Below are 23,294 nucleotides of genomic sequence, written 5' to 3' on the forward strand. Positions count from 1 at the left end.
TCGTCCGCTCGCGTCTACAGCAGCTGCCGCGCGTTGGTGGACGCGAGGTCCAGCAGCTCGTCGCCGCGACCCGACAGCACCGTGCGGATGGCGTAGAGCGTGAAGCCCTTCGCCTGCTCGAGCGTGACCGCCGGGGGCATGGAGAGCTCCTGGCGGTTCGCGCGGACCGACACGAGTGCGGGGCCGTCGTGCGCGAGCGCGGCGGCCATCGCGTCCTCGAAGTCGTCGGACACGTCGACGTGGAAGCCCTTGATGCCGATCGCCTCGGCGACGGCGGCGAAGTCCGGGTTCTGCAGCTCGGTGCCGTAGTTCACGAAGCCGGCGGCCTTCATCTCGAGCTCGACGAAGTTGAGCGACGAGTTGTCGAACACGACGATCTTCACCGGCAGCTTGTTCTGCACGATCGTGATGAGCTCACCGAGGAGCATCGTCAGCCCGCCGTCACCGGCCAGGGCGATCACCTGCCGGTCCGGGAACGCCGTCTGCGCACCGATCGCCTGCGGGACGGCGTTCGCCATCGTGCCGTGCACGAACGAGCCGATCAGCCGGCGCTTGCCGTTCATCGTGAGGTAGCGCGAGGCCCAGACAACGGGGGAGCCGACGTCGGGGATGAAGACGGCGTCCTCGGCGGCGAGCTGGTCGAGCACCCGGGCGACGTACTGCGGGTGCAGGGGCTTCTTCTTCCCGGCGGGGACCGCCAGGTCGTCGAGCTTCTCGCGGGTCTTCCGGTAGTGCTTGAGCGAGTCCTCGAGGTGCTTCGTCGGGTGCGAGCCGGTCAGCAGCGGGATGAGCGCGAGGGCGGTGTCCTTGACGGTGCCGACCAGCCCGATGTCGACGGGGTGCCGCCGGCCGAGCTGCGAGCCGCGGATGTCGACCTGCACGTGCTTCGCCTTGGCCGGGAAGAACTGCTGGTACGGGAAGTCCGTGCCGAGCATGAGCACCACGTCGGCGTCCTCCATCGCGCGGTACCCGGAGGCGAAGCCGAGCAGCCCCGTCATGCCGACGTCGTACGGGTTGTCGTACTCGATGTACTCCTTGCCGCGCAGTGCGTGCACGATCGGGGCCTGCAGCCGCTCGGCCAGGGCGACGACCTCGTCGTGGGCGTCCGCGACGCCGGCTCCGGCCAGGATCGTGATCCGGTCGGCACCGTTCAGCAGGTCGGCGGTGCGCTGCAGCTCGGCCTCGCTCGGCACGATGCGCGGGGTGGCCCGCTCGATGCGGGTGGCACGGTCGTCCTTCGCCTCGGCGAGCAGCACGTCGCCCGGGATCACGAGCACGGCGACGCCGCGCTTCTCGATCGCCTCGCGCATCGCGATCTCGAGCAGGCGGGGCATCTGGACGGGGTCGGCGACGTACTCGACGTAGACGGAGCACTCGCGGAACAGCTCCTGCGGGTGCGTCTCCTGGAAGTAGCCGGAGCCGATCTCGGCCGTGGGGATGTGGGCGGCGATCGCCAGCACCGGCACCCGCGAACGGTTCGCGTCGTACAGGCCGTTGATCAGGTGCAGGTTGCCGGGCCCGCAGCTGCCGGCGCAGACGGTCAGGTCACCGGTCAGGGCGGCCTCGGCAGAGGCGGCGAACGCGGCCGCCTCCTCGTGACGGACGTGCTCCCACCGCATCGTGCCGTCCTTGCGCAGGGCGTCGGTGAAGCCGTTCAGGGAGTCCCCGGGCAGGCCGTAGACCCGGTGGATGTCGTTGGCGCGGAGGGTGGCGACGATGTTCTCGGCAACGGTTGGCATGCGTCCTGTCTACTCCCGACCGCCGCGCTGAACGCTTTCGGAGTTTTGTGAGGCTCACTCGCCCTGGGATGCCGGGGTCGGACTGCGACGATGGCGGGATGACCGACGACGCGCCGCTCCTCCGTCCCCGCCGACGGGAGCCCGCCGCGTACGGGATCCTCGAGCGCTCGCCGTACCCGCTCGTGTCGGTGGCGATCGCCGTCATCGCGGTCGTCGTCATCACCATCGTCGGGTTCACCCTCGGCACCGTGGACCTGGGGCTGTCCAAGGCCCTCAACGCGCTGCACACCGGGTTCATCGGGGCGTTCAGCACGGCGGTCTACCACGTGATCAGTCCGGCGCCGGCGATCGGGATCACGGTCGTCGTCGTCGCCGTGATCTGGTGGCGCACGCGAGACCTGCGACCGGCCCTGGCGTTCGGCGGCACCATCGCGATCACCTGGGTTCCGTCCGCGATCGTGAAGGAGATCGTGCACCGCGCCCGGCCCGACGTCGCCGTGCTGCCGCACCCGTTCCCCGTGCAGCCCGACCCCGGGTACCCCAGCGGACACACGGTCTACATCACGGCGTTCGTCATCGCCCTGATCTGGCTGCTCCGCGAGACCCGGTGGCACCGACTGGCGCTGACGCTCGGGGTCGTGGCCATCGTGATCGTGTTCTTCGCGGTGTCGATCGACGCGGTGCACTACCCGACCGACGCCGCTGCCTCGATCCTGTGGGCGCTCGCCGTGGCGCCGGGGGTGCGGGTGGTGTGGGTCGACTGGCTCATGCCGCGGGTGCCGTTCCTGCGGCCGGGGCGGGGCTGACGCCGGGCTGGTCGGGCCGGGGCTGGGGCGGTCGCAGGTGGTCTGGTCGACGCGGAACGACACTGTCGATGTCGTACGACGTCGACAGTGTCGTTCCGGGTCAGCGGGCGGTGCCGTTCCGGGTCAGCTGAGCGTGCTGGTCCGGCCGCGCGCCGCGAGCAGCGCCACGACGGCCACCACGGCGGCGGCGAGCATCACGATCGCCAGCGGCGCCGCGGTGTCCGAGCCGCCGATGCTGACGAGCGGGGACACGAGCGCCGCGAGCCCGAACTGCAGGGCACCGAGCACGGCCGAGGCGCTACCGGCGGCCGAGGGCACGGCACCGAGGGCGAGTGCCGTGGCGTTGCCGAGCACCAGACCGAGCGAGCCCACCGCGGTGAACAGCGGCACGGCGAGCCAGATGACCGGCGCCCCGGAGACGACGAGCAGCGCGAACGCCACGGTCGAGGCGAGCACCAGCACGATGCCGAGCGACAGCACGCCCGTGACCGAACGGGTCGCGGTGAGCTTGGCGGACAGGATGCTGACGCCCATCAGTGCCAGGGCGTTCAGCCCGAAGGCCAGGCCGTAGCCGACCGTGCCGAAGCCGATCATGTCCTGGTAGAGGAACGGCGACGCGGAGATGTAGGCCATCATCACGGCGAACGCGAAGCCGAACACGGCGGTGTACCCGAGGAACGTGCGGGAGCGCAGGGCACGCAGTGCCGAGCCGGAGCCACGGCGTTCCTCGCGCAGGGCGTCGCGGTGTTCCTTCAGGTGGGTCTCGCGGATCACGGCGAGGACCGCGATGAGCATGACGACCGACAGGCCGAGCACGATCGAGAGCAGGCCGCGCCAGCCGATCGGACCGGTGAGCAGGCCGCCGAGCAGCGGTGCGACGACCGGGGCGACCCCGCCGACGATCATCATGAGCGAGAACGCACGGGCGGCGGACTTGCCGGTCGCCAGGTCGGAGATGACCGCACGGCTGATCACCATGCCGGCCGCACCGCCGAGGCCCTGCAGCAGGCGGGCCGCGATGAGCACGCCGATGTTCGGCGCGAGCACCGCGGCGATGCTCGCGAGCACGCACACCGCGGCACCGGCGATGAGCGGCGGCACGCGGCCGAACCGGTCGGACAGCGGACCGAACACGAGCTGGCCCGCGGTCACGCCCACCAGGAACGCGGTGAGGGTGAGCTGGACGGCGGTGGCGCTCGCCCCGAGCTCGGTGGTCATCTGCGGGAACGCCGGCAGGTAGAGGTCGGTGGCGAAGGGGGCGACGGCACTGAGCAGGCCGAGCACCAGGAGCAGCGCGGTCGTAATGCCCTGCTGCTTGGTCGTGGGTGTCGCGATCGTCGCGCGGATGGTTCCGGTGTCCGTGGTCATTGTTATGAAAGCATAACTCATCGCCGGAGATCGGTACAGTACGGTCATGCACTCCGCCGTGTCCGACCACGTCCTCGCCGAGTTCGCGGACGTCCTGCTCCGGATCGCGCGTGACATCGACCCGCACGGCTCGGAGACCCTCGACATCGTGCCGCTGACCGGCACCGAGGCGCTCGTGATGCGGTGGATCAACCGCAACCCCGGCACCTCGCCCAGTGCCACCGCCGAGGCGACCGCCCTGCAGCGCAGCAACCTCAGCGTCGCGCTCCGGTCGCTCGTGGCGAAGGGCATGGTCGAGCGGCGCCAGGACCCGGCGGACGCCCGGACCGTGCAGCTGCACTCGACCGCCCTGGCCCAGGAGAGCGTCGACCGGCTCTACCGGCACTGGTCCGGCAAGCTCCGCACGGCCCTCGGTGGCGACGAGCGGGGTGCGGTCGAGGCGCTGGAGCTGCTGCAGCGGATCGACGACGGACTGCGCGCGGGCTAGGCGACAGCGTCCTCGGCGGCGGCGGCGGCGGCGTGGTCGTCGGCGCGGTCGGCAGCGGTGTCGGCATCGTCGGCCGCATCGTCCTGGATCGGCAGCAGGCGACGCGCACCGTGCCCCTCGTCGCCCAGGGTGTCGCCCGGGTTCACGACCGAGCAGGCCCCGAGCGAGACGCACCCGCAGCCGATGCACTGCGTCATCTCCTGCTGCAGGCGCTTGAGCTCGAGCTGGCGGGCCCGCAGCCGTGCGCGCCACCGTTCGTTCAACCGGTTCCAGTCGCGCAGCGAGGGCATGCGGTCGGCGGGCAGGGCCTCGAACTGCTCGGCGACCTCGCTGAGCGGGATGCCGAGGCGTTTGGCCACCTGGATGATCGCGATCCGCCGTTCGACGTGCCGCGGGTACATCCGTGTGCCGCCGTCAGTGCGCTCCGGGTGGATCAGGCCCTTGCGCTCGTAGAAGTGCAGGGCCGAGGCTGCGACGCCGGTGCGGCGGACGATCTCGCCGATGGGCAGCAGGTCGGTCGGCCGCGGCGCCGGGATCTCGACCATGGTGGAGATCCTACTGCTGGAACGACTCCCAGAGCAGGAACCCGGTGAACAGCACGAACGGCGTGCAGGCGACCACGTTGAGCCAGCGGTGCTCGACGATCACCGCAGCGAACTCCCGCAGGAACGCACTCGGGACGTAGTACGCCGCCGTGCGGGCGCCGACGACCTGAGCGGGCAGATCGAGGCGGCGGGCCAGGGTCGCCGCCCGCAGCACGTGGTAGTTGTTCGTGACCACGACCATCTGGCCGTCCCGGCCGGCGGCCGTCTGCACGTCCCGCGAGAACCGCAGGTTCTCGCGGGTGTTCCGCGACGCGGTCTCCGCGACGACGTCGTCCGCGTCGGCACCGTGCGCCACCAGGTACTCGGCCATCGCGGTCCCCTCGGGGCGGGGTTCGTCGTCGCCCTGTCCGCCGGACGGCACGAGGAGCGGTCGGCGTCCGGCTGCCCGTTCGGCCCGGTAGACGCCGAGCGCCCGGTCGAGCCGGCTCTGCAGCAGGGGTGGGACCTCGCCGTGCACGAGCCCGGAGCCGAGGACCACGATCGTGTCGGGGACGATGCCGTGCCGCGTCCGCCCGTAGACCACGGAGTACAGGGCGAACGCGACCAGCGACAGCGCGAAGTACCCGCAGACGAACACCATCAGGACGGCGACCGCGATCTTCGTGCCGTCCCACAGTGTGAAGCCCTCGCCGCTGCCGGAGACGAGCAGGGCGATGGCGATCGCCGGCAGCACGAACACCGCCACGCCGGCGGCGAGCGACAGCAGGTTGCCGACGCTGCGGCCCTCGGCCCGGAGCATCTGCAGGCCGTTCGCGACCAGGGCGACGCCGAGCACCACCACGGCCAGCGGCACGAGCAGCAGCACCACGGCGACGAGCAGGCTGAACCCGGGGACCACCCTGGTCAGCACGGCCACGACCGTCCCGAGCCCGAACAGCACGGCCGCCGTCAGGAACACCCCGTTGCGGAGCATCCGCGGGTCCCGTCGCCGCCCCAGGACGTACAGCACCAGGAACAGCAGGGCGAAGACGGGAGCGGCGCCCAGCCCGAGCACCGTCAGCCGACCGCGCGACGGATCAGGTCGGCCACCCGTGCCTCGTCGGCCTCGGAGAACTCGGGGCTGATCGCCCACGACGTCGGCCAGAACGTGCCGTCGTCGAGCGCGGCCGAGTCCTGGAACCCGAGCGTCGCGTAGCGGGCCTTGAACTTCGCGGCGTCCTGGAAGAAGAACACCGCCTTGCCGTCCCGCGCGTAGGCGGGCATGCCGTACCAGAGCTTCGGCGCGAGCTCGGGTGCGACCTCGAGCGCGATGCGGTGGATGCGCTCTGCCAGACCGCGGTCCGGCTGGGGCATCTCGGCGATCTTCGCCTCGACCGCAGCGGCGTCGGCCGCTGCCTTCTCGGCCTTGGTGCCCTTCGTGCCGCGAGCACGCTTGACCTCGGCGGCGTGCTCCTGCATCGCCGCGCGCTCCTCGTCGGTGAAGGTGGTCTCGGTCTTCGTCGTCCGTGCCATCGTCGTCTCCTCGTGGTCTCGTGCACCCATCATGGGTCCGCGAAGCGAAGCATGCGAGGCCCGGGCCCGATCGAGTGCCAGGCTCGTCCCATGACCTACATCGCCAGTGACGACCGCTACGACTCGATGACGTACCGCCGGACCGGCCGCTCGGGCCTCGACCTGCCGCTGCTCTCCCTGGGGTACTGGCACAACTTCGGGGACGACATGCCCTTCGAGAACCAGCGTGCCATCAGCCGCCGGGCGTTCGACCTCGGGATCACCCACCACGACCTCGCGAACAACTACGGCCCGCCGTACGGTGCCGCCGAGGTGAACTTCGGCCGCCTGATGCGCGAGGACTTCGGGCCCTACCGCGACGAGATGGTCATCTCGACGAAGGCCGGCTGGGACATGTGGCCGGGGCCGTACGGGCAGGGCGGCGGCTCGCGCAAGTACGTGCTCGCCTCGCTCGACCAGTCGCTGCAGCGCACGGGCCTGGACTACGTCGACGTCTTCTACTCGCACCGTCTCGACGCCTCGACCCCGCTCGAGGAGACGATGGGCGCCCTGCACACCGCGGTCCAGCAGGGCAAGGCGCTGTACGTCGGCATCTCGTCGTACGACGCCGAGCGCAGCCGGCAGGCAGCGGAGATCCTCCGCGACCTCGGCACCCCGCTCCTGATCCACCAGCCCTCGTACTCGATGCTCAACCGCTGGATCGAGACCGAGGGGCTGCTCGACGCCGCCGGTGAGCTCGGCTTCGGCGTGATCGGCTTCACCGCGCTGGCGCAGGGGCTCCTGACCGGCAAGTACCTGAACGGCGTGCCCGAGGACTCCCGCGCGGCAGCGGGCAAGTCCCTCGACGCGTCGAGCATCACGCCCGAGGTCGTCGAGCACCTCCGCGCCCTGAACGACGTCGCGGCCGCCCGCGGACAGTCCCTCGCGCAGCTCGCCCTCGCGTGGGCGCTCCGCGACGAGCGGGTGACCTCACTCGTCATCGGTGCGTCCCGGGTGTCGCAGCTCGAGGACAACGTCGCCGCGCTGTCGAACACGTCGTTCACCGACGAGGAGCTCCGCGTCATCGACGAGCACTCCGTCGGCATCACGGACGTCGACCTGTGGGCGGGAGCCCGCGCGGGCGAGGTCTCCTGACCCGAGCCCCACGCCGCAGGCGACGGTCTGCGACCGCACCGCGGACGGCCGACGGGGTGTCCTGACCGGTGCGGGGCCCTGGGCGTGCGGCACGGCGGACGGGAGGCGCGGGGCCCTCCGCCACGCGCCTCCCGTCCGTCGTCCGGTCGCGTTTCGTCGCGCGGCCGGTCCGCGGGGGCCGGTCACGACTCGTCGCGGGTCGCGCGCCGACCGGTCACGACCTGTCGGCTGGCGGCGCCGCAGGCGACGGTCTGTGACCGCACCGCGGCTGACCGCCGGGACGGCGCCCGGAGCGAACTCCTCCGGGGCGCGGCGGCCGGTTGGTACCATCGACAGCGTTCGACAACACGCAGTGTGTATCTACCGGCCGCCGGCATCCCGGCGGACAACGGCGGCACCCGATGGGTCCGCCGCCACCGAACCGGGCGGGCCGAGAAGGCACAACCCCGATGCTCCAGACCCGCTCAACCGACGCCCCGCCCGCTCCGGACCGCTCACTCGTCTCCCTCGCCGGCCGCTGGTACTTCCCCGTGGCGTTCATCGCCCGGCTCCCGTTCGCGATGATGGTGGTCGGCGTCCTGACCCTCGTCGTCGCCGCCCGTGACTCCGTCGCCCTCGGCGGCATCAACTCCGCCGCCGTCGGCATCGGCTCCGCGATCTTCGGCCCGATGGTCGGCGCCGCGGCCGACCGCTACGGCCAGCGTGCGGTGCTCGTCCCCGTCGGCCTGGTGAACGCGGCGCTGCTCGGGTTCTTCCCGTTCGTCGTCAGCGGCACCGCGCCCGACCTCGCCGTCCTCGCGGTCGCGTTCTGCATCGGCGCCTCGGCCCCGCAGGTCGCCCCGATGTCCCGCACGCGGCTCGTCGCGATCATCCGGCAGCGGATGGCCCCGCCGCGGCGCGAGAAGACCCTCAGCGGCACCATGGCCTACGAGTCCGCCGCCGACGAGACCGTGTTCATCATCGGCCCGTTCCTGGTCGGCATCCTCGCCAGCGCGATCGCCCCGTGGGTGGCCGTCGCCGGCGCCTCGGTCCTGACGTTCGTGTTCGTGACGGCGTTCGCGCTGCACCCGACCGGCAAGCTCGTGGTCGGCCAGCACGCGGAGTCGACGCAGGCACCCGCACGGCAGCTCCTGCGTCCGCGGCTCGTCGTCGTGGTCGTCGGCATCCTCGGCATCGGGCTGTTCTTCGGCTCGACGCTCACCTCGCTGACGGCGTTCATGGAGACCCACGGCGAAGCCTCGCAGGCCGGCCTGCTCTACGGCCTGATGGGCATCGGTTCCGCCGGGTTGGCGCTCGGGTCGGCAGCGTTCCCGCGGGCCTTCGGCCTTGGCTGGCGCTGGCTCGTGTTCGGCGTCGTGCTCCTCGCCGGTGCGATCGCGTTCGCCAGCGCCGACTCCGTCGTCGCCGCGGGCGTCATCCTCGCGATCATGGGCATCGGGATCGGGCCGACCCTGGTCGCCCAGTACAGCCTCGGTTCCGACCGCTCACCGGTCGGCCGGTCCGCCACCACCATGACGATCCTCGGGTCCGCCGTCATCGTCGGCCAGTCGATCGCCTCCGCGATCACAGGTGACGTCGCCGAGCACCACGGCACCGCCGCCGCGATGCTGCTGCCGGCGGTCTCCGCCGCGATCGTCGTGGTCGCCGCGGTCGGCAACCTGCTGCTCCCGCGCCGGGTCGTGACCGCCTGACCGCGAACGTGACCACCTGACGGACGGGAGGCCCGTGGCGACGCCGCCACGGGCCTCCGGTCCGTCAGATCGGTGCGTCAGGACTCCGTGTCGTCGACGAGCAGGTCCTCGTGCCGGTAGTCGTCGGCGCGCAGGCCGGCGCGGGCGATCATGTGCGTCGACACGGGCACCAGGAACAGCTGGAACACCATGATCGGCAGCACGACCCAGAACGCCGTCCACGTCCACACCGCGACCACGATGGCGGCCAGGGCGAGTGCGAGCCCGAGCACCTGCGGCTTCGCCATGGCGTGCAGACGGACGAGCGGGTCCGGGAACCGGACGATGCCGACCCCGGCGCCGAGCGACAGCAGCGACCCGACGAGCAGCAGCCCGATGGCGATCCAGGCGCGGATGCCGGCGTCGTCGACGAACGACTCGATGATCTCGATCACGACTGGTCCTCCTCGGCGCGCTCGGGGGTGGTGACGGTCAGTCCCTCGTCGGACGGGTCAGCCGAGGGCGTGACGGCCCGGGCGACGGCGACCGTGGCGAACACACTCGTCGCCGAGATCACCACGAGCACGGGGATGCCGGTCAGGTCCTGGCGGATGACCATCGCGGCGGCGATCACCACGAGCACCGTGGTCAGCACCATGTCGGAGCCGATCATGCGGTCGAGGATGGTCGGGCCGCGCACGATGCGGAACACCGCGAGGGCGAACGTCGCCCCGAGGAGCGCGAGCACGAGCGCGACGGCGATGCCCATCACGACGACGGCGGGGCTCATCGGGTCACCTCCGGCAGGGGCTCGGACAGCTCGGAGACGTCCTGCTTGGATCCCAGTGCGCGGATGACCATGGCCTCGATCCGGAGTGCGACGCGGCGTTCGTCCTCGACCTGCTCCAGGCGCTCGGTGTCGAGTACGTGGAGCAGCAGGCGACGGCGCCGCAGGTCCACGTCGGCGACGTACGAGCCGGGCACGAGCGAGATCGCGAGGGTGGCCAGCGTGAAGGTCATCTCGGAGGTCGAGTGCAGCTGCACGAGCGTGATCGAACTCCGCCGCACACCGCGGGGACGGAACGCGACCCAGGCGACCCGGAAGGACGCCACGACGACGAGCCCGGACCACACCACCAGGAACCGCAGCACGTGGACGATCGAGAACCGTGCGGACAGGGGGACCGGCGGGAGCGGCAGCGCCTGGGTGACGAGGAGCGCCACGACGATGCCGCACAGCAGCGTCAGCGGGGTCCACGATCCCCAGAGCAGCGCCCAGAGCACGGTGAGTCCCGCGACGAGGGGCACGTCGTAGCGCCACGCCAGCGCGATCCGCCTGGCGTTCGAGATGCGGCGGACGTCGGTCATCGCTCACCTCCGAGCACGGCCTGCACGTAGCGGTCGGGCGACTCCAGCGACTCCGCTGCGCGGGTCGCGTAGCCGTAGAGCGGGCCGGCGACGACGGTCAGGGCGACGGACCCGAGCACCGCGACGGTCGTCACGCCGACGAGCATGCGCGGCAGGCGCACCTTCTCGGGAGCCTCGCCGACCGCCTCGGTCGCGCCGGTGGTCGGACTGGAGGCACGGGTCGCGTGCGGTGCGTCGGTGACCGTCACCGAGCCTCCCGGGTGGTACGCCTCGCCCGTCTCCTCGGAGACGGTGAGCGGCGCCGGTTCCGGCGACCGCAGGTGGGCGTGCGGTTCGGCACTCGTCGCGTGCGGGGCGGCGGCCTCGGCCGCCGGCTTCGGCCGCCAGAAGGCGGCGTCCCAGACCCGCATGAGCGCGTACAGGGTGAGCAGCGATGTGACGACGCCGGCGCCGATGGTGACGTACGCCATCGGGGAGCCGTCCTCGGCGGCGGCGCGGAACAGGCCGAGCTTGCCGATGAAGCCGGAGAACGGCGGGATCCCGCCCAGGTTGAACGCGGGGATCAGGTACAGGGCGGCCAGCAGCGGTGCGGCCTTCAGCAGTCCACCGAGCGACCGGGTCGAGGTCGTCCCGCCGACACGTTCCATCAGGCCCGACACCAGGAACAGCGTGGTCTGCACGACGATGTGGTGCACCGTGTAGAACACCGCGGCCGCCGTCCCCGCGACGGTGCCGAGGCCGACGCCCATCACCATGAAGCCGATGTGGCTGATCAGCGTGAAGGACAGCAGCCGTTTCACGTCGGTCTGCGACACCGCGCCGAGCACCCCGACCACCATCGTCAGTGCGGCGACGACGAGCAGCACCTCGTTGAGTTGTGGTCGCGGGAAGATCACCGTCTCGAGCCGGATGATCGCGTAGATGCCGACCTTCGTCAGCAGGCCCGCGAAGACCGCGGTGACCGGCGCCGGGGCCGTCGGGTACGAGTCCGGCAGCCAGAACGCCAGCGGGAACACCGCCGCCTTGATGCCGAACCCGATCAGCAGCATCGTGTGCAGGAGCAGCTGGACGTGCTCCGGCAGGTCGGCGACGCGCTCGCTGATCTGGGCGATGTTCACCGTGCCGGTGGCGCCGTAGACCAGCCCGATGGCGGCGAGGAAGATCGCCGACGCGATCAGGCTCGTGACGATGTACGTCGTGCCGGCCCGGACGCGCTGTTCGCTGCCGCCCAGCGTGATGAGCACGTAGCTCGCCACCAGCAGCATCTCGAACGCGACGTACAGGTTGAACAGGTCGCCCGCGATGAACGAGTCGAGCACACCGGCGGCGAGCACCAGGTACGTCGGGTAGAAGATCGTGACCGGGGCGTCCTCGTCGTCGGCGGCCAGGCCCTGCCCGATCGAGAACAGCAGGACGAGCAGCAGGACGCTCGCACTGACGGTGAGCAGCAGTGCGCTGAGCCGGTCGACGACGAGTGAGATGCCGTAGGGGGCGTCCCACCCGCCGACCTGCACCACGATCGTGCCGTGCCGGTCGACCAGGACCATGAGCGTGGCGGCGACGGCCAGCGCCACGACGAGCACCACGACGGTGATCGCACGCTGGAGCTTCTGGTGGCGGAGGAGTCCGAGCGCGACCGCGGCACCGAGCAGCGGGACGAGGACGAGGAGCGGGACGAGCCAGGTCATCGGGTCGCCTCCTGTTCTGCGTCGGTGGTGGTCTCCGGGTCCTCGTCGGCCGCCTCGTCGCGGTCGCGGCCGATGGCGGCGTCGGCCTCGTCGACCTCGACCTCGTCGGCGCGGGACAGCTGCCACGACCGGTGGATCAGGGCCAGCAGGAACGCGCTCACGGCGAAGGTGATCACGATCGCGGTCAGGGCGAACGCCTGGGGGAGCGGGTCGGTGATGCCCTCGGCGCTCTTGCCGATCGGCGGGTCGCCCGCGGCGCCGGACATCACCAGCAGCAGCAGGTTGAGCGAGTTGCCGAGCAGCAGGAAGCCGAGGAGCATCCGGGTCAGGGAGCGTTCGAGCAGCAGGTAGACGCCGCACGAGAACAGCACCGCCATGGCGATCACGAGGACGAGGGTGACGGTCACGTGGCGCTCCCTTCCGGGGTGGGGGCATCGAGGGCGTCGCTGACGGACCCCTCGGTGGTGTCGCGGGTCGGGGTCGAGGCGTCCTCGAGGCGCTGCCGGTCGACCTCGGCACCGAGGCTGCGGAGGACGTCGAGCACCAGGCCGACGACGACCAGGTACACGCCGATGTCGAAGAACGTGGCGGTGACGAACTCGACGTGTCCGAGGACCGGGACGGTGGCCTCGAAGAACTCGGAGTACAGGGCTTCGCGACCGAAGAACAGCGGCACGATCGCGGTGATCGCTGCCGTCGCGACCCCCAGGCCGAGCAGGCGACCGGCACGCACCGGGGCTGCTGCACCGAGTTCTGCCGGGCCGCCGGCCAGGTAGCGGGCCGCGAGTGCGATGCCGGCGACCAGGCCACCGGCGAACCCGCCACCGGCCGAGTTGTGCCCGGCGAACAGCAGGTACACCGACAGCACGATGAGGCCGTGGAACAGCAGGCGGACGACCACGTCGAGCAGTGCCGAACGGCCGGTCGGGATCGCGGCGCTCGTCGGCAGCCAGGCGCGGGGCTCGCCGTCGGTGCGCTCGCCGTTCGCGGTCAGGGTCTCGGGCAGGTCGCGCAGGCGGGGCAGGGTGTCCTCGCGCGAGTTCACGAAGATCAGGCTCGCGACGCCGGTGGCCGCGGCGACCACGACGGTGAGCTCACCGAGCGTGTCCCAGCCGCGCAGGTCGACGAGGGCGACGTTCACGACGTTCAGACCGTGCCCGAACGAGCTCGTCAGTGCGGGCAGGTCGGGCCAGAGGGGGCGTGCCGTTCGGGCCGAGGCAGCAACGACGACGACGATCGCCAGCGTCAGCCCCGCCAGCCCGGCGAAGAGCGCCCGCACGACCCGGAACCGCGACGGGTTGGTCGTGGCGATGCGCGGGGGCAGTCGTCGGAGCACCAGGACGAAGGCGATCAGGGTGACCGTCTCGACCACGAGCTGCGTCAGGGCGAGGTCGACGGCGCCGTGCAGGACGAACAGCACCGAGAGGCCGTAGCCGGTCACGCCGACCAGGACCGCGGCGGCGAACCGGGTCTTCGCCGTGAGCACCGCGATGCCCGCGATCGACATCACGATCATCACCGGGATCTGGCCCCACGAGTCGGCGAACCGGACGTGGAACTCCCACGGTCCGCCGAGCACCAGGTTGGCGAGCGCCCCGGCGACGAAGACCGACAGGATCACCGTCAGGTAGTAGGGGAGCGAGCCGCGCTGCAGGCTCGCGGTGAGTCCGGTCGCTCCGCGGTCGAGCAGTCGCATGCCGTGCCGGTACGTGCCCGCGGCGCTCGGGAACCCCGCGAACCGGTGCTGGAGCGCTTCGACCGGACGGCGCAGGGCGAACAGTGCGAGGCCGCCGACCAGGGTGATCGCGGACAGGCCGAGTGCGGGTTCGAGGCCGTGCCAGAGCGCGAGGTGCGGGACTTCCTCGCCGGGGAGCGAGGCCACCGTCGCCGCGGGCTCGATGCCGTGCGCGACGACCGGGGTGAGCAGGCCGAGTGCGAGCCCGGCCAGCGCGAGCACCGAGGGCACGACGGCGAGGCCGTGCAGGGCGTGTGGCTCGGTGGTCGCGACGCCGGGCTTGCGGGCGAAGGCACCCCACAGGAACCGCAGCGAGTAGGCCACGGTGAGCACCGATCCGACGGTCACACCGATCAGGGCGAACCAGGCCCAGCCGGCGTCGGGGCCGTGCAGGGACTCGGTGAAGCCGGTCAGCACGGCTTCCTTCGCGACGAACCCGATCGTCGGCGGGATCCCGGCCATCGACAGCAGCGCGAGCACCGCGACGACCGCCAGCCACGGGCGGGCACGGCCGAGTCCGCTGAGCCGACCGAGGTCACGCGTGCCGGTGACGTGGTCGATCGCGCCGACGACCAGGAAGAGCGTCGACTTGAAGGCGGCGTGGGCCACGAGGAGCGCGACCCCGCCGAGGGCGACCGCGGGGGCACCCCAGCCGGCGGCGAGCACGAGGAACCCGAGCTGGGCCACGGTGCCGTAGGCGAGCAGGAGCTTGAGGTCGGTCTGCCGCAGGGCGCGGTACCCGCCGACGAGCATCCCGGCGACGCCGAGCAGCGTGATCGTCTCGCGCCAGCCGTCGAGCAGCGCGAACGCGGGGGCGAGCCGGGCCACCAGGTAGATGCCGGCCTTCACCATCGCCGCGGCGTGCAGGTACGCGCTGACCGGTGTGGGTGCGGCCATCGCGGCGGGGAGCCAGAAGTGGAAGGGCACGATCGCCGACTTCGTGAGCGCCCCGAGCAGCACGAGGACCACCGACACCGAGACGACCGTGCCGCTCGGGGGATCGGCGACGATCGCGGACAGCGAGGTCGTGCCCGCCGAGACCGAGAGCATCACGAGGCCCGCGAGCATCGCCAGACCACCCGCGGTGGTGACCACGAGCGCCTGCATGGCGGCGGCACGACTGGCACGCTTCGCGGCGTCGTGCCCGATGAGCAGGTAGGAGAAGACCGTCGTGGCTTCCCACAGGACGAACAGCACGATGACGTCGTCGGCGATCACGAGTCCGTACATCGAGCCGGCGAAGGCGGTCAGTACCCCGGCGAACCGACCGAGCCCGGGTTCGTCCCGCTCGAAGTACGAGGCGCAGTAGACCAGCACCAACGCGCCGACGATCGACACCACGAGGGCGAGCACCCACGACAGGGCGTCCATCCGCAGCGTGACGTCGAGGTCGAGCTGAGGGACCCACTGGTGCCGTTCGACGACGCTGCCGTGCAGGGCGGCGTCGGTCTGGGCGATCGTCAGCACCGCCGCCGCGGCGGGGGCGAGGGCCGCCACGTAGAACGCGCGGCGGCCGAGGACGGGGGTCAGAGCGGGGACGATCAGGGCGACGATCGCGAACGCGACGAGGACGAGGACCATCGGGCACCTCCTCGGGGTCGGGCGGCAGTCCGGCTCACTGGGCTTTCACAGCCTACGGAGAGGGCGATGTGGAGAACCTGTGCGGCCGGACAGCAGTCCGCTCAGGTCCGGCCGTGCGCGCGAGCGGGGATCTGGGTTGCGAACTTGCCGCCGGAGACGTCGAGCAGGGTCCCGGTGATGTACCCGGAAGCGTCGCTCGCCACGAAGACGAGCAGGTCGGCGACGTCGTCCGGCGTCTCCCACCGGCGGAGCGACAGCGTGTCGAGCAGGCGGTCCTGCGCCTCGGCCGGCATCGTCGCGAAGCCGTTCATCGCCGTCGGGACCATGCCCGGCGCGTAGGCGTTGACAGTGATGCCCCACGGTCCGAGCTCCGATGCGAGCACCCGGGTGAACGAGACGACCGCGGCCTTCGACGCCGCGTAGGCCGCGCTCCCGACGCTGGGCACGATCGCCGCGAACGAGGCGGCGTTGATGATCCGACCGCGCCCGGCCGCCTGCATCACCGGAGCCACGGCCTGGCTCATCAGGAACGTGCCGCCGAGGTTGACGTCCATGCAGCGGCGCCAGGCGTCCCACTCGAGTTCGGCGACCGTGCCCGTGACGTTGATGCCGGCGTTGTTCACCAGCACGTCGATCGTGCCGTGCCGCCGGACGACCTCGTCCACGGCCTCGCGCACCGACTGCGGGTCGGCGACGTTGCACACGACGTGGTCGAGCGGGAAGTCCGGCTCGAAGGCGAGGTCGAGCGCGACGACGCGACACCCTTCGCTGAGGAAGCGGTCGGCGAGCGTGCGCCCGATCCCGCGTGCTGCGCCGGTCACGACCACCACGCGGTCGGTCAGGTCGAGGTGCATCGTTGCTCCCGTCGTCGGTGCCTTGAATAGGCATACTATTCGAGCATGACGGATCAGCGTGTGCTCTGGGTCACGGGTGGGGGCAGCGGCATGGGGGCCGCGAGCGCCGAGGCAGCGGCGCGGGACGGCTGGACCGTGGTCCTCAGCGGGCGCCGTGCCGAGCGGCTCGAGCAGGTCGCACGCACCGTCCGCGGCGCCGGGGGAACCGCGGACGTCCTGCCCCTCGACGCGAACGACCCCGACGCCGTCGCAGCCGCGCGGGACACCGTGCTCGAGCGGCACGGGCGGCTCGACGGGCTCGTGCTGGCGGCTGGGCTGAACGCCCCGAGGCGCCGGTGGGACGACCAGTCGCTCACCGACTTCCGCGCGATCGTGGACACGAACCTCACCGCGGTCGTCACCGTCGTGGATGCCGCACTGCCGGCACTCCGGTCGTCCGGCGGCGTCGTGGTCGTCGTGTCGTCGTACGCCGGGTGGTCCTTCCAGCCGGGGGCGGGTGTCGCGTACTCGGCGAGCAAGTCCGCGCTGGCCTCGGTCGTCCGGACGCTCAACCAGCAGGAGGCCGAGCACGGCGTCCGTGCCACGCACCTGTGCCCGGGTGACGTCGCGACCGACTTCCTCGACCAGCGGCCCGAGGTCCCCGACGCGGCCGCGCGGCAGCGCATGCTCCAACCGGAGGACATCGGGCGGACGGTCGCCTTCGTGCTCGGGTCGCCGGCGCACGTGCGCATCGACGAGCTCGTGCTGTCGCCGGTCTCGCAGCGGTGACGAGCACCTTCGAACGGGTCCTCGACCAGGTCGGTGCCGCCGTCGTCTCCGGTGCGGTCGCCGTGGGCAGCCGCCGGAGCGTCGACGACCTGGTGACCTGGACGGGCGCCAGTCGCAGCATCGTCCGCGAGGCCGTCCGCGTCCTCGTCGCGCTCGGCCTGCTCAGCGCGCGGCGCCGGGTCGGCGTGACCGTCCTCGGCGTGCGGGAGTGGGACGTCCTGGACCCGCGCGTGGTGCGGTGGCGTCTGCGGGGCCCCGACGGTGACCGCGTGGCGGTCGAGCTCCGCGAGCTGCGCGCGGCGGTCGAACCCGCCGCCGCTGCCGCTGCGGCCCGGCGGGCAGCGCTCGACGAGTGCGCGGACCGACGGGAGGCCCTCCGCGCCACCGCGGACGAGCTCGCCGCCGCCGCGACCCGCGACGACCGCCTCGACTTCGTGGCCGCGGACGTGCGGTTCCACGCGCTCGTGCTCGACCTGTCCGGCAACGCCCTGTACCGACGACTGCACCAGGTGGTCGGCCAGGTGCTGCGCGAACGCGGGAGCATCCGCCCGGACCGGCACGACGTCGGCCTCCACCTCGCGCTCGCCGACGCCGTCCTCGACGGCCGGCCGGACGACGCGGCGTCGACCATGCGGGCGATCGTCGACCGCACGTGAGCGGAGCGCGCCGGACCTGCGAGGATGGACCCCGGTGCGCCCCTCCGGTGCCCGTGGAGGGTGAGTCGTGGACGCAGCACAGGACCTGGTCGTCCAGCTCGTCGGCACCCCGTGGGCGTTCTTCGTGGTCGGCCTCGTGCTCGCCGTGGGCAGCGTCGCGGTCTTCCTGCCCAGCCAAGCACTCGTCGTCGCGATCGGCACCCTCCTGGTGGGCGGTGACGGCGGTCTCCTGCCGGTCCTCTTCCTCGTCGTCGCGGCGTCGATCGGGATGGTCCTCGGCGACCTCGGGCTCTACCACCTGGCGCGGTCGGTCGACCTCGGCTCGAGGTCGTGGTTCGCGCGTCCGAAGGTCCGCGCGGCCCGGGATGCCATCGACGGCCGCTACCGTGCCGCTCCCGGGCGCATCGCGGTGCTCGGACGCTTCATCCCGATGGGCCGGTTGACGACGAACCTGGTCGGCGCGGACAGCGGGCTCGACCTCCGGCGGTTCCTGCTCAGCTGTGTGCTCGCCGACGTCGTGTGGGCCGCGTACTGCGTCGGCATCGCCTCGGCCACCGGGCGCTGGAGCCGAGAGCAGCCCTTCCTCGTCACGACCCTCGCGGTCGTGGCGTCGATCCTGCTCGGCCTCGCGATCTCCGCGATCGAGAAGGCCGTGCGACGCCGGAGCGAGGCTGCGGCCGCGGCCTGACGAACGTAGGCTGGGCAGCCCGTTCGAAGGAGAACCCGTGCTGCTCGACGACCTCGTACCGGACCCCGACGCGCTCGAGCGCATCGCCATGGGCAGCACCTGGGCCGAGGGGCCCTGCTGGATCCCGTCGACCCGCACCCTGCGGTGGTCGGACATCCCCGGCGACCGGATCCTGCAGTGGCACGCGGACTCGGGGGAGACCTCGGTGTACGCGGACGGTGTCGAGTTCACCAACGGCCGCACGCTCGACCGGGACGGCAGCGTCGTGCAGTGCTCGCACGGGCTGCGTCGGGTCGAGCGGGACCGCGACGGCGTCGTCACGCCGATCGTCGACACGTGGGACGGGGGCCGGTTCAACTCCCCGAACGACGTGGTGGTCGCGCGGGACGGCGGCGTCTGGTTCACCGACCCCGCCTACGGCATCACCCAGCCGCGTGAGGGACACCCGGGCGTGCGTGAGTACGGCGACCACTGGGTGTTCCGGTGCGGCCCGGCGGGCGAGGACCTGCGACCAGTGGCGACCGACCTGGACGAGCCGAACGGCCTGGCCTTCGACCCGGACGAGCGGGTGCTGTACATCGCGAGCTCGTCGGGTGACGAGCCGGTCATCCGCGCCTACGACCGCCGAGGCGACCTGCTGAAGAACGGCCGGGTGTTCGCTCGGCTCGAGCCCGGAGAGGGTGCGCCGGACGGCATCCGGGTCGACGAGCACGGCAACGTCTGGTCGTCCTCGCACCGCGGCGTCGTCGTGTTCGACCCGACGGGTGCCCGGATCGGTGCGGTCGCCGTGCCGGAGGTCACGTCGAACCTGTGCTTCGGCGGCGACGACGGTACGACGCTGTTCCTGACCGCGACGACCTCGGTGTACCGGATCGCCACGACGACGCGGGACGCTGCCGTATCCTGACTCGGCCATGCAGTGCGACTACTTCGACCGCGGGGTGTGCCGGTCGTGCACGCTCATGGGCCAGCCCTACGCCGACCAGGTCCTCGACAAGGAACTCCGAACGCGCGAGCTTCTACAGGACGCGGTCGAGGCCGCCGGGGGCCCCGGAGCGGTCTCCTGGTCGCCCGCGATCACGAGCCCGGAGTCGGGGTACCGGAACAAGGCGAAGATGGTCGTGGGCGGGACCGTCCAGCACCCCACCGTCGGCATCCTCGACCACCGGCAGCGCGGGGTGGACCTGCGGCACTGCGGGATCTGCACGCCCGGCATCCGGCACGCGTTGCCCGTGCTGGCCGAGTTCGTCTCGACCGCCGGGCTGATCCCGTACGACGTCGCCGCGCGCCGGGGTGAGCTCAAGTACGTCCTGGTCACCGAGTCGCCCGACGGCGAGTTGATGATCCGGTTCGTGCTGCGCTCCGAGGGGCAGATCCCGCGACTCCGCCAGCGCCTCGACGCCCTGCGTGCCGCACTGCCGGACGCGGTCGTGGTGACCGCCAACCTGCTGCCCGAGCACAAGGCCGTCACCGAGGGCGCCCGCGAGATCGTGCTGACCGAGCAGGAGACCCTGCCGATGCGGCTCGGCGGGATCACGATGCACCTGCGGCCGCAGAGCTTCTTCCAGACGAACACCGGTGTCGCGACCGAGCTGTACGCGCAGGCGACGGCCTGGATCGACGAGCTCGACCCGGCGTCGATGTGGGACCTGTACTGCGGCGTCGGCGGGTTCGCGCTGCACGCTGCCCGTCCCGGCCGCGTGGTGACCGGCATCGAGTCGAGCGCCGAGGCGATCCGCTCCGCGAAGCAGTCCGCTCGTGAGGCCGGCCTCGAGGGCCTCCGGTTCGCCGCCGACGACGCGACCGAGCACGCCCTCCGGGCCCGTCCGGACGCGGTCCCCGAGCTCGTCGTCGTGAACCCTCCGCGTCGCGGGATCGGGGAGCGGTTGTCGACCTGGCTCGAGGAGTCGGACGTCCAGCACGTCGTCTACTCGAGCTGCAACCCGGTGACCCTGGCGAAGGACCTGGCACGCATGCCGTCGTTCCGGCTGCGGCGGGCCAGGGTGCTCGACATGTTCCCGCAGACCGGTCACCTCGAGGCCGTGACCCTGCTCACGCGCGCCTGATCCCGACCGCCGATCGGCATTGCCAGGGAATTGCCAAGGACACGTACCCGGGTACGCCTCGATCACCATGGCCATGGGCATCGAGCCGTTCAGGTTCTGGGGCGGGGTACATAGCATGCATGGGTAGAACCGTTTGTCTCGGTTTGATAACGGTCAAGAGTTTCCTATGGTTGCCGACCGAGGTGCCGCCGGCCCGATGACCACTGCCCCCGGTGGCGCACCCCCACAACTGACCGCGATCGGTCGGGGTGGGCAGTGGATTCCGCAACACATGCGGCTCGTGACCCCGGTGGAGCAATCACATGAAGAAGCTTTCCCGTACCCGCACCATCGTCGGTGGCCTGGCGTTCGCCGGCATCGCCGCGACCGGTGTCGGCCTCGCGGCAGCCCCCGCGAACGCAGCGTCCGGTTCGACCTGGGACGCCCTCGCGCAGTGCGAGTCCGGCGGTAACTGGGCCATCAACACCGGCAACGGCTACTACGGCGGCCTGCAGTTCAACCTCGGTACCTGGCAGGCCAACGGTGGCGCGGGCAACCCCGCCTCCGCCAGCCGCGAGGCCCAGATCGCCGTCGCCGAGCGCGTCCTCGCCTCGCAGGGCTGGGGCGCATGGCCCGCCTGCTCCGCCCAGCTCGGACTGAGCGGCACCAGCGGTGCAGCGCCCGCCGCGGCGGCTCCGGCTCCCGCACCGGCTCCGGCGCCCGCACAGCAGGCTGCCCCGCAGCCCGCCGCACCGGCTCCCGCCGAGCAGGCCGCCCCGCAGCCGGCCGCGCCGAGCACGACCGAGTCGACGCCCGCCCCGGCAGCGACGACGCCGAGCAAGCCCGCCCCGGTCAAGACGAGCGGCAAGACGTACACGATCGCCTCGGGCGACACGCTCGACACGATCGCGACGAAGCTCGGGATCGACGGCGGCTGGAAGCAGCTCTGGGCCGCGAACACGTCGACCATCGACGACGCGAACCTGATCTACGCCGGCCAGGAGCTCCAGCTCCCCGCCTGATCTCTCCGCAGACCGAACACGACGACGCCCCACGACTTCGAGTCGTGGGGCGTCGTCGTGCGTGCGGAGCCGGGCTACTGCGGGTTGTCCGCGAGCCAGCCGGCGACGTCGTCGGACCGGAGCGCCTGGGACAGGGACCCGACCGCGAGCTGGTTCAGCGTCACGATCGACTGGCCGTCCGGTGACGTCCCGGAGCCCGCCGTCGGCACCGTGAAGGTCACGAGGTCGTCGGCCCGGACCGCGCGGAGCGACCACCCGAGTTCCGCCATCCGAGCGAACGTGAACCCCGCGTCGACCGACAGGTGCTCACTGGTCGCGGCGACGAAGTCCTGGATGCGCCCGGGGTTGGTGACGGTGCCGCGGGACAGCAGCCCGTCCACGACGCCGCGCATGAACGCCTGCTGGTTGCGGACCCGGGTGTGGTCGGCGTCGGCGAACGCGTGACGCTCCCGCACGAAGGCGAGTGCGTCGGTGCCGTCGAGGCGGTTCGTCCCCGCCACGAAGTCGTGGTGGGTGGTCGAGAAGGCCTGCGGGGAGGACACGGTCACGCCGCCGAGGGCATCGGTCATGTCCTCGAACCCGGTGAAGTCGATCTCGGCGACGTGGTCGACCCGGACGTCCAGGAGCTGCTCGACGGTCCGCACGGTCAGGGGTACCCCGCCCCAGGCGTACGCGGCGTTCATCTTGGCGCGCCCGTGCCCGGGGACCTCGACCCAGGAGTCCCGCATGATCGACATCAGGTAGACGTGCTGACGATCGGCGGGCACGTGCGCAAGCATCAGGGTGTCCGAACGCCCGCCGGATGTCGAAGGGCCACCATCGGGGTTGCCCTGCGCCCGGGAGTCGGAACCGATGAGCAGGACGTTCTCACCTGACGTCGGCGTCGGTCGGGTGCCGCTCGGGAACGGGTTCGTGATCGTCTCGCGCCCGGCGTCGAAGCTCCGAGCGAGTCCGCCGACGAACACACTCGCCACGACGGCGACGACCAGGGCGACGCCGACGAGCGAGCCGAGCGTCGTGATCAGGGCGACCAGGAACGGCCGACGCCGTCTGTTGCGGCTGGCGGTGCGGTGAGCGTGTGCAACGGCCGCGCGGGCGGCTCGGCGTTCGGACATGCGGGCTCCTGTGGTCAGGTCGGCACGGACCGACCACGGGATCTTATCGCATGTGGTATTTCAGGAACAGTGTTTCACTCGGACTGCGCCTTGCCGAGCAAATCGCCCAGCGCCGATCGGAGCGCCGGGTCCTCCGGCAGGACCTCGCGCTCGATGTGCCGCGCGGTCTCCCACGCTGACCGGCCGGCGGGCGTCACGCTCACGACGCGGCGCCGACGATCGGCAGGGTGCGGGGCGCGCTCGACCAGACCGTCCCGCTCCATCCGCTCGAGCGTGCGGGACATCGTCTGCGGCTGGACCCGGGCCGTCCGGGCGATGGTGTCCGCGCCGGTCGGACCGGTCCGGATGAGGATGTCGATCGCGACGACCGCGGCGTGCGAGAGCCCGATGGCGCGGAGTCGCTCGTCCCAGTCCCGCTCGACGGACCGTGCAGCCGCGGACAGCAGGCGCCCGAGGGGCCACTGCTCGCTCGTGTCCTGCATGCCGTGATTCTATGGTCGTCAGGAGCGCTCG

At 71.8% G+C, this 23,294-nt stretch carries 24 protein-coding genes; 10 read left to right on the plus strand and 14 right to left on the minus strand.

Translation table 11 applies throughout. The features are described from left to right. Window positions 1-14 precede the first annotated feature (14 nt). Window positions 15-1,739, minus strand: a complete 1,725-nt coding sequence (poxB, locus tag DEI96_RS01580; protein ID WP_111024567.1) for a ubiquinone-dependent pyruvate dehydrogenase — start codon at window positions 1,737-1,739, stop codon at window positions 15-17. Window positions 1,740-1,837: 98 nt separating this feature from the next. Here poxB and DEI96_RS01585 point away from each other — a divergent pair, with 98 nt between their 5' ends. Further along, window positions 1,838-2,545: a phosphatase PAP2 family protein gene (locus tag DEI96_RS01585; protein WP_071404807.1), complete on the plus strand. Its 708-nt coding sequence runs from the start codon at window positions 1,838-1,840 to the stop codon at window positions 2,543-2,545. A gap of 123 nt (window positions 2,546-2,668) precedes the next feature. Here DEI96_RS01585 and DEI96_RS01590 read toward each other — a convergent pair whose 3' ends face one another. Then, window positions 2,669-3,913 carry a multidrug effflux MFS transporter gene (locus DEI96_RS01590; RefSeq protein WP_111024569.1) on the minus strand — a complete coding sequence of 415 codons (1,245 nt, stop codon included), beginning with the start codon at window positions 3,911-3,913 and terminating at the stop codon, window positions 2,669-2,671. Window positions 3,914-3,959: 46 nt separating this feature from the next. Between DEI96_RS01590 and DEI96_RS01595 the strand changes: the two genes are divergently transcribed. Beyond that, window positions 3,960-4,400 (plus strand): MarR family winged helix-turn-helix transcriptional regulator, encoded by a 441-nt coding sequence (locus tag DEI96_RS01595; protein ID WP_216852147.1) that lies wholly within the window; start codon window positions 3,960-3,962, stop codon window positions 4,398-4,400. On the opposite strand, the gene soxR is transcribed toward DEI96_RS01595, so the two are convergent. From soxR to DEI96_RS01610, 3 genes are read right to left on the minus strand one after another with little or no spacing between them, the layout of a single operon-like run. After that, window positions 4,397-4,945 carry a redox-sensitive transcriptional activator SoxR gene (soxR, locus tag DEI96_RS01600; RefSeq protein ID WP_258372954.1) on the minus strand — a complete coding sequence of 183 codons (549 nt, stop codon included), beginning with the start codon at window positions 4,943-4,945 and terminating at the stop codon, window positions 4,397-4,399. The genes DEI96_RS01595 and soxR overlap by 4 nt on opposite strands. A gap of 10 nt (window positions 4,946-4,955) precedes the next feature. Then, the gene (locus tag DEI96_RS01605; protein ID WP_258372955.1) at window positions 4,956-5,999 is read right to left on the minus strand and encodes a YdcF family protein; all 1,044 of its coding nucleotides are present in this window, start codon (window positions 5,997-5,999) and stop codon (window positions 4,956-4,958) included. Window positions 6,000-6,001: 2 nt separating this feature from the next. Then, window positions 6,002-6,457, minus strand: a complete 456-nt coding sequence (locus DEI96_RS01610) for an iron chaperone (RefSeq protein WP_196783353.1) — start codon at window positions 6,455-6,457, stop codon at window positions 6,002-6,004. A gap of 90 nt (window positions 6,458-6,547) precedes the next feature. Between DEI96_RS01610 and mgrA the strand changes: the two genes are divergently transcribed. Then, window positions 6,548-7,591 (plus strand): L-glyceraldehyde 3-phosphate reductase, encoded by a 1,044-nt coding sequence (gene mgrA / locus DEI96_RS01615; protein WP_111024570.1) that lies wholly within the window; start codon window positions 6,548-6,550, stop codon window positions 7,589-7,591. Between the two features lie 449 nt (window positions 7,592-8,040). Then, window positions 8,041-9,282 carry an MFS transporter gene (locus tag DEI96_RS01620; RefSeq protein WP_111024571.1) on the plus strand — a complete coding sequence of 414 codons (1,242 nt, stop codon included), beginning with the start codon at window positions 8,041-8,043 and terminating at the stop codon, window positions 9,280-9,282. A gap of 77 nt (window positions 9,283-9,359) precedes the next feature. Here DEI96_RS01620 and mnhG read toward each other — a convergent pair whose 3' ends face one another. From mnhG to DEI96_RS01655, 7 genes are all read right to left on the minus strand, one after another. Further along, a complete protein-coding gene (gene mnhG / locus DEI96_RS01625; RefSeq protein ID WP_071245814.1) occupies window positions 9,360-9,716 on the minus strand; it encodes a monovalent cation/H(+) antiporter subunit G in 357 nt (118 codons plus the stop codon). Continuing rightward, entirely contained in the window at window positions 9,713-10,051 is a 339-nt protein-coding gene (locus DEI96_RS01630) for an MrpF/PhaF family protein (RefSeq protein WP_051597118.1), read from the minus strand. The genes mnhG and DEI96_RS01630 overlap by 4 nt, the downstream gene beginning before the upstream one ends. Then, on the minus strand, window positions 10,048-10,629 hold the full coding sequence (locus DEI96_RS01635) for a Na+/H+ antiporter subunit E (RefSeq protein WP_111024572.1): 582 nt from the start codon (window positions 10,627-10,629) through the stop codon (window positions 10,048-10,050). The genes DEI96_RS01630 and DEI96_RS01635 overlap by 4 nt, the downstream gene beginning before the upstream one ends. Continuing rightward, a complete protein-coding gene (locus DEI96_RS01640; protein ID WP_111024573.1) occupies window positions 10,626-12,317 on the minus strand; it encodes a Na+/H+ antiporter subunit D in 1,692 nt (563 codons plus the stop codon). The genes DEI96_RS01635 and DEI96_RS01640 overlap by 4 nt, the downstream gene beginning before the upstream one ends. Then, complete coding sequence (locus DEI96_RS01645) at window positions 12,314-12,724, minus strand: Na(+)/H(+) antiporter subunit C (protein WP_110865552.1); 411 nt, start codon at window positions 12,722-12,724, stop codon at window positions 12,314-12,316. The genes DEI96_RS01640 and DEI96_RS01645 overlap by 4 nt, the downstream gene beginning before the upstream one ends. Beyond that, the gene (locus DEI96_RS01650; RefSeq protein WP_111024574.1) at window positions 12,721-15,633 is read right to left on the minus strand and encodes a Na+/H+ antiporter subunit A; all 2,913 of its coding nucleotides are present in this window, start codon (window positions 15,631-15,633) and stop codon (window positions 12,721-12,723) included. The genes DEI96_RS01645 and DEI96_RS01650 overlap by 4 nt, the downstream gene beginning before the upstream one ends. 101 nt (window positions 15,634-15,734) lie before the next feature. Beyond that, window positions 15,735-16,487, minus strand: a complete 753-nt coding sequence (locus DEI96_RS01655) for an SDR family NAD(P)-dependent oxidoreductase (RefSeq protein ID WP_111024575.1) — start codon at window positions 16,485-16,487, stop codon at window positions 15,735-15,737. A 45-nt stretch (window positions 16,488-16,532) separates the two neighbouring features. On the opposite strand from DEI96_RS01655, the gene DEI96_RS01660 reads away from it, so the two are divergent. The 6 genes from DEI96_RS01660 (at window position 16,533) to DEI96_RS01685 (ending at window position 21,666) form a co-directional block, all read left to right on the plus strand. Continuing rightward, window positions 16,533-17,255: an SDR family oxidoreductase gene (locus tag DEI96_RS01660; protein ID WP_181440583.1), complete on the plus strand. Its 723-nt coding sequence runs from the start codon at window positions 16,533-16,535 to the stop codon at window positions 17,253-17,255. After that, window positions 17,252-17,911 (plus strand): FadR/GntR family transcriptional regulator, encoded by a 660-nt coding sequence (locus DEI96_RS01665; protein WP_111024577.1) that lies wholly within the window; start codon window positions 17,252-17,254, stop codon window positions 17,909-17,911. Before DEI96_RS01660 ends, DEI96_RS01665 begins: the two co-directional genes overlap by 4 nt. Before the next feature lie 67 nt (window positions 17,912-17,978). Further along, window positions 17,979-18,599 (plus strand): DedA family protein, encoded by a 621-nt coding sequence (locus DEI96_RS01670; RefSeq protein WP_071404822.1) that lies wholly within the window; start codon window positions 17,979-17,981, stop codon window positions 18,597-18,599. 10 nt (window positions 18,600-18,609) lie between these two features. Beyond that, window positions 18,610-19,506 (plus strand): SMP-30/gluconolactonase/LRE family protein, encoded by an 897-nt coding sequence (locus tag DEI96_RS01675; protein WP_111024601.1) that lies wholly within the window; start codon window positions 18,610-18,612, stop codon window positions 19,504-19,506. A gap of 7 nt (window positions 19,507-19,513) precedes the next feature. After that, the gene (gene rlmC, locus DEI96_RS01680) at window positions 19,514-20,665 is read left to right on the plus strand and encodes a 23S rRNA (uracil(747)-C(5))-methyltransferase RlmC (RefSeq protein ID WP_111024578.1); all 1,152 of its coding nucleotides are present in this window, start codon (window positions 19,514-19,516) and stop codon (window positions 20,663-20,665) included. A gap of 302 nt (window positions 20,666-20,967) precedes the next feature. Beyond that, window positions 20,968-21,666 (plus strand): LysM peptidoglycan-binding domain-containing protein, encoded by a 699-nt coding sequence (locus DEI96_RS01685; RefSeq protein ID WP_111024579.1) that lies wholly within the window; start codon window positions 20,968-20,970, stop codon window positions 21,664-21,666. Window positions 21,667-21,740: 74 nt separating this feature from the next. On the opposite strand, the gene DEI96_RS01690 is transcribed toward DEI96_RS01685, so the two are convergent. Together DEI96_RS01690 and DEI96_RS01695 are read right to left on the minus strand one after the other, a co-directional pair. Next, on the minus strand, window positions 21,741-22,781 hold the full coding sequence (locus DEI96_RS01690; RefSeq protein WP_111024580.1) for an LCP family protein: 1,041 nt from the start codon (window positions 22,779-22,781) through the stop codon (window positions 21,741-21,743). Between the two features lie 74 nt (window positions 22,782-22,855). Further along, complete coding sequence (locus tag DEI96_RS01695; RefSeq protein WP_111024581.1) at window positions 22,856-23,263, minus strand: MarR family winged helix-turn-helix transcriptional regulator; 408 nt, start codon at window positions 23,261-23,263, stop codon at window positions 22,856-22,858. Window positions 23,264-23,294 lie beyond the last annotated feature (31 nt).

It is taken from the genome of Curtobacterium sp. MCLR17_031 (assembly GCF_003234775.2).
In the GTDB taxonomy this organism is placed as follows: Bacteria; Actinomycetota; Actinomycetes; order Actinomycetales; family Microbacteriaceae; genus Curtobacterium; species Curtobacterium flaccumfaciens.